This is a genomic window from Intrasporangium sp., assembly GCF_030452765.1.
In the GTDB taxonomy this organism is placed as follows: Bacteria; Actinomycetota; Actinomycetes; order Actinomycetales; family Dermatophilaceae; genus Intrasporangium_A.
Genome location: NZ_JAKDLO010000155.1, coordinates 1 through 10435, shown reverse-complemented (window position 1 = coordinate 10435; position 10435 = coordinate 1). Strand labels below are relative to the sequence as shown.

The window sequence follows — 10435 nt, the reverse complement described above, 5'->3', positions numbered from 1 at the left end:
TAGCAGAACCGTAGCGACTCATCGTCCGAAAACGACGTTAATTCATCACACGCCCTAAGCAGCCTGCGTGAGCTTGCGTCGTGAACGGGTAGTTGGAATCGTGCCTTCAATGCCCGGCATCCTCACGAGCATCTTCGACTCCCTGAACGGCATCGGTCCCGCAGGCTATCTGGCGCTCGTCATCGCCGTCAGCGTCGCCTGCCAGTGGGTCGCGTGGCGGCTCGGGATCCCGTCGATCCTGCTGCTCCTGCTGGTCGGCTTCGGCCTTGGGCAGATCGTCCGGGGCGAAGACGCCCTCGGTCACGAGGTGCTGCTCGACGGCGTGCGCATCACCGTCGGGATCATCCTGTTCGAGGGGAGCCTGTCGCTGCGGCTCAAGCAGATCCACGACCTGCGGCGCCCGGTGCGGCGGCTCTGCTCCGTCACCGTGCTCATCGCGTGGGCCCTCATCACGACCTCGGCCTGGCTGCTCGGCTTCGACGCGCGACTGGCCCTGCTGATCGGGGCGATCCTCGTGGTGACCGGGCCGACCGTCATCAACCCGATCCTCCGGGCGTTGCGCCCGACCCGCCGGATCTCCTCCCTGCTGCGGTGGGAGGGCATCATCGTCGACCCGATCGGGGCGGTCCTGGCCCTGCTCGTCTTCCAGGCCGTGCTGAGCGGCGAGGCGTCCACGGCGCTGCCGGCCGTACTCGGCTCGCTCGGGCGCACCGTGCTGGTCGCCTTCGGGCTCGGCGTCGGGCTCGGGGCACTGCTGGAGGTGGTCATGCGCCGGCGCGCGGTGCCGGACTACCTGCACGGGGTGATGTTCCTCGCCGCAGCCATCGGTGCGCTCGTCGTGTCGGACGCACTGCAGCCCGAGAGCGGGCTGCTCACGGTGACGGTGCTGGGCATCTTCCTCGGCAACCGTCCGAAGCTGCACCTCGAGCACGTGGCGGAGTTCAAGGAACACCTCCAGGTCCTGTTCGTCGGGGCCCTGTTCATCGTGCTCGCCGGGCGGGTGACCCCTGACCAGCTCGTCGCGGTGGCCCCGAAGGCGCTCATCTTCCTCGCTGCGCTCGTCCTCGTGGTCCGGCCGGTCAGCGTGCTACTCGGGCTGCTCGGCACCGGCGTCACTCGCAACGAGCGGTTGCTGCTCGCCTCCATGGCACCGCGCGGGGTCGTCGCAGCCGCGGTCACCAGCATCTTCGCGCTCGGCCTCGCACGGGCCGCCGAATCGCTGGCCCAGCGCGCCGCGAGCACCCCACCGTCCGAACGCGATGCCCTCGTGGCCCAGGCCGGCCAGCTGCAGCGGCTCGCCGACGAAGCCACCCAGCTCGTCCCTCTCGTCTTCATCGTCATCGTCTGCACCGTCGCGATCTACGGCTTCGGCATCGGGCGGATCGCCGAGCGGTTCGGTTTCGCGTCGCCGAACCCGCAAGGGGTCGTCTTCGTCGGTGTCAACACGTGGGTCGTCGACACAGCGAAGCACCTGCAGGAGCTCGGGATCCCGGTCCTCATCGTCGCGCGCAACCATGCCGGCCTCGCGGGCGCCAGGGCGGCCGGCGTCCCGACGTTGACCGCGAACATCCTGTCCGAGTTTGCGGTCAAGGACATGGACCTCGCCGGGATGGGCCACTTCGTCGCATGCACCCCGCAGGACGAGATCAACGCGACGGCGGCCCGGGAGTTCCAGCATGTCTTCGGCGGTGCCAACAGCTACCAGCTGCGCCGGGACGGCCGCTCCACCGGGACGGGCGACGACAGGAGCGACACCGCCGGCCACCTGTCCGGGCGTTACGCCTTCGTCCCCCCGCTCTCCAGGGCCGAGCTGGACGACCGGATGGTATCCGGGATGACCGTCCAACAGGTCCAGCTCTCGCCCGAGCTCACGCTCGAGGACGTTCAGGAGCACTATGGCGACGACCTGGTCATCCTGTTCGCCCAGCGGTCGCCGGGACGGGTCGAGGTCGCCCGGCCAAGCCTCGCCTTGCCGCACGACGAGGGCATCATCGTCGCCATGGTCCGTGAGCCGAGCCACGCGCCCGAGCTCACGTATGCCGCTGAGCCGGCTGAGCGGCATACGTGACCTTCGAGCCGGCGAACGGAGACCGAGGATGGCGGGTGTGGGGGAAGAATGGCGGGCATGCGAGCGACGACGATCCACGCGCCGAGGGACATCCGCGTCGAGCAGGTGCCCGACCCCAGGATCGAGGAGCAGACCGACGCGATCGTGCGGGTCACGGCGGGCTGCATCTGCGGGTCTGACCTGTGGCGCTACCGCGGCCAGAACCCGATCACGCCGGGGTCGACGATCGGGCACGAGGTGGTCGGCGTCGTCGAGGACGTCGGCGCGGACGTGCGGCGCATCCGGGTCGGCGACTTCGTCATCGTCCCGTTCTGTCACTGCGACAACACGTGCCCGAACTGTGTGGCTGGTGTGCAGTCGGCGTGCGTCAACCGCGGCACGACCCAGAGCGGACAGGCGGAGCTGACCCGGGTGGGGCAGGCCGACGGCTCGCTCGTGCGGACCGACCCGCCAGGCCCACACCTGATGCCCTCGATCCTGTCTCTCACCGACGTCCTGCCCACCGGCTGGCACGCCGCCGTGTCTGGCGGAGTCCGCCCTGGCATGACGGTCGCCGTGGTCGGTGACGGCGCCGTCGGGCTCTGCGCGGTTCTGGCGGCGCAGCAGCAGGGCGCCGAGCGGATCATCGCCATGTCGCGCCACGAGGACCGGCAACGCCTGGCAAGGGAGTTCGGCGCGACCGATGTCGTCGCCGAGCGGGACGAGGCGGGCATCGAGGCCGTCAAGGAACTGACCAAGGGCATCGGGGTCGAGGCGACGCTCGAGTGCGTCGGCACGGACCAGTCGATCCGGACGGCGTTCGGGCTGGCCCGCGCCGGGTCGACGGTCGGGTTCGTCGGGGTGCCGCACGGCGTGACCCTGCCGATCGAGCAGATGTTCGGCCTCAACATCGGCCTGCGGGGCGGGGTCGCGCCGGTCCGGCGCTACCTGCCCGACCTGCTGAGCCGGGTGCTGGCCGGATCGATCGAGCCTGGGCGCATCTTCGATCTCGACGTGGCGCTCGACGACGTGGCGGAGGGCTACCGGGCGATGGACGAGCGGCGGGCGATCAAGGTCATCGTGCGGCCCTGAGCGGGGCGCGAGGTCGGGACCGGTTCGGGCAGGTCCGGATGCCACCGGATGGGTCGCTCAAGATCATCAAAGATATCTACAACTGTACGATGAGGATATCCAGCGTCACGGTGAAGATGCCCCAGACGAAGATGCCCATGACACAGTGGAGGTGGCCCATGACACGAACTCTGATCGATGCCGACGACGAGTTGCTCGAGCGCGCCCGCGTCCTGCTCGGTACCAGGACGAAGAAGGATACCGTCAACGCCGCACTCGCCGAGGTCGTGGCGCTCGACGCGCGGCGACAGTTTCTCGACGACGCTCGAGCGGGCGCGCTGAGCGGTGCTGCCGACGAGTCGGTGATGGATCGGGCGTGGCGGCGGTAGCCCGGTATCTGGTCGACACGAGTGCGCTGGCACGGTTGGACCGTCCGACCGTCCACGCCGCGCTCGCCCCGCTCATCGAAGCGGGTCAGGTGGCAACCTGCGGCATGGTCGAGCTCGAGGTGTTGTTCTCGGCGCGGAGCCCGGATGACTACCTGCGCCGACAACGCCAGTTCCAGGATGGCTTCGAGCGATTGGCGATGCCTGATGAGGTATGGCAGCGCGCCCTGCACGTCCAAGCGACGCTCGCCACGCGAAGCGAGCATCGCGGTGCCGCGCTCCCCGACCTGCTGATCGCAGCCACCGCCGAGCGACACCGGGTGGCCCTGCTGCACTACGACCACGAGTACGAACTGATCGCCTCGGTGACCGGTCAGGAGACGCACTGGATCGTGCCCCGGGGTACCGCGGACGGCTCCGGGCCTACAGTCGAGCAATGAGCAACCTCGAGAAGAACCCGGCCGAGGTGGTCTGCGCCGACCGGGATGAGCCCGGAGCACCCGCGCTCGTGCTGGCATGCCGTGACGTGCCCCTTGGCGGTCCCCGCGCGATGACCGTGCGCCGCAGCCTCCCGCAGCGGGAGCGGAGCCTCATCGGGGCGTGGTGCTTCGTCGACCACTACGGCCCGGACGACGTCGCCGAGACCGGTGGCATGGTCGTGCCGGGGCACCCGCACACCGGGCTGCAGACCGTGTCGTGGCTGTTCACCGGCGAGATCGAGCACCGCGACACGACCGGCGCGCATGCACTCGTCCGGCCGGGACAGATGAACCTCATGACGGCGGGCTCGGGCATCGCCCACTCGGAGTACTCGACTCCGGCGACGACGATGCTGCATGGGGTGCAGCTGTGGACCGCCCTGCCAGAGCAGCACCGGTTCGTCGAGCCCCGGTTCGAGCACTACGAGCCGCCGGTGGTCGAGGTCGACGGTGCGAGAGCGCTCGTCTTCCTCGGCACGCTGTTCGGGCAGGCCTCGCCCGTGTCGACCTACAGCGAGCTCGTCGGCGCGGAGATCACTCTGCCACCCGGCGGTTCGCTCGACATCGATGTCGACCCCGCGCACGAGCACGGCTTCCTCTGCGACACCGGCACCATCGCGTCCGGGGAGGCGGTCGCCAAGCCCGGCGAGATCATCTTCCACCCGGACGGGCCCAGTCGCCTTGTCCTGCAGGCGAGCCCGACCGAACCGACCCGAGTCCTGCTGATCGGCGGGCGTCCCCTGGGCGAGCAGATCGTCATGTGGTGGAACCTCGTCGGCCGCTCTCACGACGAGGTCGTCGGTTTCCGAGAGGACTGGCAGCGCGAGCGTGCCGTGTTCGAGCAGGAGCGGCAGCTCGCCGGTGAGCCTGCCGGCGCGCCCGCGCCCGCGCGGGAGGGCGGTGACGGCGGCATACCCGATGGGGTCAGCCCGCCGACGCCACGCTACGGCGCCTTCCCCGCGGTGTGGGAGACGACGCTGCCCGCACCCGGTCTGCCGAACATCCGGCTCCGCTCACGCGGCTGAGATCTTGCGGCCGCGCACGATCGGCGCCGTGCAAGCAACGCCGGCTCAGTGGGCTGCCCCATTCAGCGGGGCGCCATCCGCAGGGCACCGTCCATCCGGATGACCTCGCCGTTGAGGTAGTCGTGGTCGATGATGGCCAACGCCAGCTGGGCATACTCGTCGGGGCGAGCGAGCCTGTGCGGGAAGGTGACTCCCGCGGCGAGCCCGGCCCGCGCGTCATCTGAGACGGTAGCGAGCATCGGCGTGTCGACGGTCCCGGGCGCGATCGCCATGACCCGGATGCCGTACTGCGCGAGGTCACGCGCGGCCGGCAGCGTGAGGCCCACGACACCGCTCTTGGACGAGCTGTAGGCGGCCTGACCGACCTGGCCCTCGAAGGCCGCGATCGATGCAGTGTTGATGATGACGCCACGCTGGCCCTGCTGGTCCGGCTCGGTCTGGGCGATCGCCTCGGACGAGAGCGCGAGCACGTTGAAGGTGCCGACGAGGTTGATCTGGATGACCTTGGCGTAGAGGCCGAGGTCGTGCACACCCTTCCTGCCGAGGATCCGGGCCGATGGCCCGATGCCGGCGCAGTTGACGGCGACCCGCAGGGGCGCTCCTGCGCTGGCCTGGGCAACGGCAGCGCGCACCTGCGCCCCTTCGGTCACGTCGGTCGGCACGTAGGTGACGCCTTCCGGCGTCGGTCCGGCCGCCTCGACGGCTGCCGGCAGGTCCAGTGCGAAGACGTGGGCGCCCTTGTCCACCAGTGCCTTTGCGGTCGCTGCGCCGAGTCCGGAGGCGCCACCGGTGACGATCGCAGCAGTGTTGTCGAGGTGCATCAGTGGGTCTCCTACTTCTGGACGGTGATCGTGCCTGCGGGCTTGCGGAGCGAACGGCTGATGACGAGGCGCTGGATCTGGTTGGTCCCCTCGAAGATCTGCATCACCTTGGCCTCGCGCATGTACCGCTCGACGGGGAAGTCCTTCGTGTAGCCGTACCCGCCGAGGACCTGGACGGCGTCGGTCGTGACCTTCATGGCGTTGTCGGTCGCGACGAGCTTGGCGACGGAGGCCTCGCGGCCGTACGGCAGGCCCTGGTCCTTGAGCCGGGCGGCATGCAGCAACGACGCACGCGCCGACTCGACGGCGGCCTCCATGTCGGCAAGCAGGAAGCCGAGGCCCTCGTGGTCGATGATCTTCTTGCCGAAGGCCTCTCGCTCCTGCGCGTACTCGACCGCGCGGTCGAGCGCGCCCTGGGCCAGGCCGGTGGCGCACGCGGCAACGCCGAGCCTGCCGGCGTCGAGTCCGGCGAGCGCGATCTTGAGGCCCTCGCCCTCGGCGCCGAGGCGGCGCTCGGCCGGGATGCGGACCTGCTCGAAGCGCATGGTCGCCGTCGTCGAGCCCATCAGCCCCATCTTGTGCTCGGGTGGGTCGGCGGTCAGGCCCTCCGAGTCTGCTGGCACGAGGAAGCACGAGATGCCGCCTCGGTCGTCGGAGGTACGTGCCATGAGCTTGTAGTAGTCGGCCTGCCCACCGTGGGTCGTCCACGCTTTCGCGCCGGTGATGACGTAGTCGTCGCCGTCGCGGATCGCCCGCGTCGTCATCGCGGCCGGGTCGGAGCCGGCGTGCGGCTCACTGAGACAGTAGGCGCCGAGCAGGTCGCCGCCGAGCATGTCCGGCAGCCAGCGCTCCTGCTGCTCACCGGTACCACGGGTCACCAGGCCGAAGCAGGACAGCGCATGGACGCTCGCGCCGATCCCGACGCTCGCCCATACGCTCGCCAGCTCCTCGAGCACCTGGACGTAGACCTCGTAGGGCTGGCCGCCGCCGCCATGCTCTTCGGGGTAGGGCAGGCCGAGCACACCCATGGCACCGAGCTGGGCGAAGACCTCGCGAGGGAAGGTGCCGGTCGCCTCGGCGTCCGCCGCTCGGGGTGCGAGCTCCTCGGTCGCAAACTCGCGGACGAGCCTGATGAGGTCGGCTGCCTCCGGGGTGGGCAGGACGCGGGACGCAGGCATGGAATCTCCAATCGTGAGTACTATGAGTGGTCCTACAGTACCAGCCTTGGTATCGTAGTGTCATGACGGAACCCAGCGCGGAGGCCGCAGCTCTCACCCCTCGGGCGCGCGCCAGACGCGAGGATGTCCTGGCCGAGCTGCGCACGTTGTTCCTGGCCGCGGGGTTCGCCGACCTGACGATGGCCGACCTCGCAGAACGCCTGCACTGTTCGCGGTCGACGCTCTACCTCGTGGCACCGAGCAAGGAGCAGATCGTCGTCGCGACTGTGCGGTCGTACTTCCGGGCAGCTGCGACCTCGATCGAGCGGCGTCTTGCGAGCGAGACGGATGCGGTGGCTCGCCTGCGGCTCTACCTCGACGCGGTCGCCGAGGAGCTCTCACCGGCGTCGCCGGCCTTCCACCGCGACGTTGCCGCTTTTGCACCCGCTCGCGAGGTGTACCGCCAGAACACGCAGTATGCCGCTCAGCGGGTCCGCGCGCTCATCGACGACGGCGTCGCGGCAGGCAGGCTGCGCCGCGTCGACGCCGCCTTCGTCGGGGCTGCGGCGGGCGAGGTGATGGCCGCGATCCAGCGCGGGTCGATCTCCGTCGCGACCGGGCTCGACGACGCCGCGGCGTACTACCAGCTGGCGGACCTGCTCGTGCACGGCCTCGAGACCCGCCACCCCTGACTCGCCTCCGCGTCGAGAGGCAGCACCTCGTATGGTCGTAGACGTGGTGATCTACACCATCGGCCATTCGACGCGACCCTTCGACGAGTTCGTCGCCGTCCTGCGCGCGCACGCCATCGAGGCGGTCGCAGACGTGCGCACCGTGCCGAAGTCGCGGCACAACCCGCAGTTCCACATCGACTCGCTCACCCTGACCCTGCCGGAGGCCGGGCTGGCCTATGTCCACCTGGCTGCGCTCGGCGGGCTGCGGCACACCCGGTCCGACTCGCCCAACGGGGGCTGGCGCAACGCGAGCTTCCGCGGCTACGCCGACTACCTGCAGACCCCGCAGTTCACGGCCGGGCTCGACGAGCTGCTCGCACTCGCGCGTGAGAAGCGCACCGTCGTCATGTGCGCCGAGGCCGTGCCGTGGCGCTGCCACCGATCGCTGATCGGGGATGCCCTGCTCGTGCGGGGCCACGAGGTCATCGACATCTACGACGAGCAGACCGCCAAGCCCGAGACCCTGACCCGCTTCGCGGTCGTCGACGGCCTGACGATCACCTACCCCGCGCCCGCTTCTGGCGGGTAGCCTTGACGTGCTGTTCGTCGGTTCACCCACCCGACGAGTTCGCCTGAACTGCTTGTTCGACCTGCCGGGACAGGAGACAGTGAGGCATGGACGCACCGGAGGCCACGAGCCGATCGCAAGAGCACCTGTCCCTCGCCGAAGCGTGGATCGCGCAGAACTACCACCCGCTGCCCGTCGTCATCGCCAAGGCCGAGGGCGTCTGGGTGACCGACGTCGACGGGCGACGCTACCTCGACGCGCTGGCCGGGTACTCGGCGCTGAACTTCGGGCACCTGCACCCGACGCTCGTCAAGGCGGCCCACGACCAGCTCGACCGGCTGACCCTGACGAGCCGGGCCTTCCACAGTGACCAGCTCGGCCCGTTCTGCCGAGACCTCGCCACCCTCGCCGGCAAGGACCTCGTCCTACCGATGAACACCGGCGCAGAGGCGGTCGAGACCGCGATCAAGGCGGCCCGGAAGTGGGGCTACGAGGTCAAGGGCGTACCCGACGGGCAGGCGCGGATCATCGTCATGTCGGGCAACTTCCACGGCCGGACGACGACGATCGTCAGCTTCTCGCAGGACCCCGAGGCGCACGACCACTACGGGCCGTACACACCCGGTTTCGACCTCGTCCCCTACGGGGATCTCGAGGCGCTCGAGGCAGCGGTCACCCTCGAGACCGTCGCCGTCCTCCTCGAGCCGATCCAGGGGGAGGGCGGGGTCATCGTGCCGCCGCCCGGCTACCTGCGCGGTGTGCGCGAGCTGACCCGGCGGCACGGCATCCTGATGCTCGCCGACGAGATCCAGTCGGGGCTGGGACGGACCGGCACGACGTTCGCCTGCGACCTGGAGGACGTCGTGCCGGACGTCTACATCCTCGGCAAGGCGCTCGGCGGTGGCATCGTGCCCGTCTCCGCGGTCGTCGCGGACCGGTCGGTGCTCGGGGTGTTCCGGCCGGGTAGCCACGGGTCGACCTTCGGGGGCAACCCCTTGGCGGCGGCGGTCGGGCGCGCCGTCGTCGGGCTGCTCCGCAGCGGCGAGTACCAGGACCGGGCCACCCGGCTCGGCAAGCTGTTCGACGAGGGGCTGTCCGATCTGGTCGGTCGAGGGGTCGACGCGGTGCGGGTGCGCGGCCTCTGGGCCGGGGTCGACATCACGCCATCGGTCATGACCGGGCGCGAGGCGTGCCGGCGGATGATGGAGCAGGGGGTGCTCATGAAGGACACGCACGGCTCGACGGTGCGGCTCGCGCCACCGCTGGTCATCAGCGAGGACGAGGTGCGCCAGATCGTCGACAGCCTCGGCACGATCCTGTCCTGACGCAGGACGCCGAGATTCGGCGCCCCGGGTCACGATGACATCGCGCTGGGCGGCGGGGGACGTGCGGGGGACGTGATGCGTGACGCGATGGCGCTCGCGAGGGACCCGCCGAGCGGCATACTCGCGTCCATGAGCGAACGCGTCCTCGTCCCGACCGACTCCGGCGACATGCCCGCGCGGCTGTGGCTCCCCGACTCGGGGGCCGGGCCCGGCATCGTTCTGTGCCAGGAGATCTTCGGCATCAGCCCGTACATCCTGCGCCGCGCGGCCGACCTCGCCGCACTCGGGTATGTCGTCCTCGCGCCCGAGTTCTTCTGGCGGCTCGGCGTCTCCGCGGTCCCGGAGCAGGACGGCGGGCTCGAGCGTGGTATGGCGCTCGCCGGGCAGCTCGACTGGCCGCTCGCCGTGCGCGACGGCGCCGCGGCCGTCCGGTGGCTGGACGAGCGGACCGAGGTGACCGGACCGGTCGGTCTGGTCGGCTTCTGCTTCGGCGGTGGCCTCGCCTTCAACATCGCCGCCACGCAGCCGGTCGAGGTGCTCGTCAGCTACTACGGTTCGGCCCTGCCAATGCTGCTCGAGCTGGCCCCGTCGGTGACGGTCCCGAGCCTGCACCACTTCGGCAGGGCGGATTCGTTCATCGACCGGGAGGCGGTCGCCCGGATCCGGGCCGCGGTGACGGCCTCCGCCGCGACGGTCTTCCACGAGTACGACGGTGCGGACCACGCGTTCGACAACCCCGACCTGCCGTGGCACCATCCGGACGCGTCAGCGCTGGCCTGGGAGCGAACCGTCGACTTCCTGGGCGAGCACCTGCCCGTGGGCTCCTGACGGCGCTGTCGCCTGAACCGGGGCCGCGAGCCCGCGGCAACTGCGCTCGTCGAC

Annotated in this window: 11 protein-coding genes; 9 read left to right on the top strand and 2 right to left on the bottom strand. The window is 70.2% G+C overall.

Features of this window, described 5'->3' with window-relative positions:
* The first annotated feature begins 109 nt into the window (after window positions 1-109).
* The 5 genes from L0H79_RS16955 to L0H79_RS16935 all read left to right on the top strand — a co-directional run bounded on the left by L0H79_RS16955 (window position 110) and on the right by L0H79_RS16935 (window position 5008).
* Entirely contained in the window at window positions 110-2068 is a 1959-nt protein-coding gene (locus L0H79_RS16955; RefSeq protein WP_301485830.1) for a sodium:proton antiporter, read from the top strand.
* Window positions 2069-2125: 57 nt separating this feature from the next.
* Window positions 2126-3139, top strand: coding sequence for a zinc-dependent alcohol dehydrogenase family protein (locus tag L0H79_RS16950; RefSeq protein ID WP_301485829.1), 1014 nt, complete (start codon window positions 2126-2128; stop codon window positions 3137-3139).
* Between the two features lie 158 nt (window positions 3140-3297).
* A complete protein-coding gene (locus L0H79_RS16945) occupies window positions 3298-3507 on the top strand; it encodes a type II toxin-antitoxin system VapB family antitoxin (RefSeq protein ID WP_301485828.1) in 210 nt (69 codons plus the stop codon).
* Window positions 3495-3944 (top strand): PIN domain nuclease, encoded by a 450-nt coding sequence (locus L0H79_RS16940; RefSeq protein ID WP_301485827.1) that lies wholly within the window; start codon window positions 3495-3497, stop codon window positions 3942-3944. Before L0H79_RS16945 ends, L0H79_RS16940 begins: the two co-directional genes overlap by 13 nt.
* Window positions 3941-5008 (top strand): pirin family protein, encoded by a 1068-nt coding sequence (locus L0H79_RS16935; protein WP_301485826.1) that lies wholly within the window; start codon window positions 3941-3943, stop codon window positions 5006-5008. The genes L0H79_RS16940 and L0H79_RS16935 overlap by 4 nt, the downstream gene beginning before the upstream one ends.
* 62 nt (window positions 5009-5070) lie before the next feature.
* Here L0H79_RS16935 and L0H79_RS16930 read toward each other — a convergent pair whose 3' ends face one another.
* Window positions 5071-5829: an SDR family NAD(P)-dependent oxidoreductase gene (locus tag L0H79_RS16930; protein WP_301485825.1), complete on the bottom strand. Its 759-nt coding sequence runs from the start codon at window positions 5827-5829 to the stop codon at window positions 5071-5073.
* 11 nt (window positions 5830-5840) lie between these two features.
* Entirely contained in the window at window positions 5841-7007 is a 1167-nt protein-coding gene (locus L0H79_RS16925; protein WP_301485824.1) for an acyl-CoA dehydrogenase family protein, read from the bottom strand.
* 62 nt (window positions 7008-7069) lie between these two features.
* Between L0H79_RS16925 and L0H79_RS16920 the strand changes: the two genes are divergently transcribed.
* The 4 genes from L0H79_RS16920 (at window position 7070) to L0H79_RS16905 (ending at window position 10381) form a co-directional block, all read left to right on the top strand.
* Window positions 7070-7678, top strand: a complete 609-nt coding sequence (locus L0H79_RS16920; protein WP_301485823.1) for a TetR/AcrR family transcriptional regulator — start codon at window positions 7070-7072, stop codon at window positions 7676-7678.
* Window positions 7679-7721: 43 nt separating this feature from the next.
* The gene (locus tag L0H79_RS16915; protein WP_301485822.1) at window positions 7722-8249 is read left to right on the top strand and encodes a DUF488 family protein; all 528 of its coding nucleotides are present in this window, start codon (window positions 7722-7724) and stop codon (window positions 8247-8249) included.
* A gap of 86 nt (window positions 8250-8335) precedes the next feature.
* The gene (gene rocD / locus L0H79_RS16910; protein ID WP_301485821.1) at window positions 8336-9553 is read left to right on the top strand and encodes an ornithine--oxo-acid transaminase; all 1218 of its coding nucleotides are present in this window, start codon (window positions 8336-8338) and stop codon (window positions 9551-9553) included.
* Between the two features lie 129 nt (window positions 9554-9682).
* Window positions 9683-10381, top strand: a complete 699-nt coding sequence (locus L0H79_RS16905; RefSeq protein WP_301485820.1) for a dienelactone hydrolase family protein — start codon at window positions 9683-9685, stop codon at window positions 10379-10381.
* Window positions 10382-10435: the final 54 nt, after the last annotated feature.

Coding starts and splice junctions, on each gene's coding strand:
- L0H79_RS16955 (WP_301485830.1), top strand. CDS start 110: ATGCCCGGCATCCTCACGAGCATCTTCGACTCCCTGAACGGCATCGGT.
- L0H79_RS16950 (WP_301485829.1), top strand. CDS start 2,126: ATGCGAGCGACGACGATCCACGCGCCGAGGGACATCCGCGTCGAGCAG.
- L0H79_RS16945 (WP_301485828.1), top strand. CDS start 3,298: ATGACACGAACTCTGATCGATGCCGACGACGAGTTGCTCGAGCGCGCC.
- L0H79_RS16935 (WP_301485826.1), top strand. CDS start 3,941: ATGAGCAACCTCGAGAAGAACCCGGCCGAGGTGGTCTGCGCCGACCGG.
- L0H79_RS16930 (WP_301485825.1), bottom strand. CDS start 5,829: ATGCACCTCGACAACACTGCTGCGATCGTCACCGGTGGCGCCTCCGGA.
- L0H79_RS16925 (WP_301485824.1), bottom strand. CDS start 7,007: ATGCCTGCGTCCCGCGTCCTGCCCACCCCGGAGGCAGCCGACCTCATC.
- L0H79_RS16920 (WP_301485823.1), top strand. CDS start 7,070: ATGACGGAACCCAGCGCGGAGGCCGCAGCTCTCACCCCTCGGGCGCGC.
- rocD (WP_301485821.1), top strand. CDS start 8,336: ATGGACGCACCGGAGGCCACGAGCCGATCGCAAGAGCACCTGTCCCTC.
- L0H79_RS16905 (WP_301485820.1), top strand. CDS start 9,683: ATGAGCGAACGCGTCCTCGTCCCGACCGACTCCGGCGACATGCCCGCG.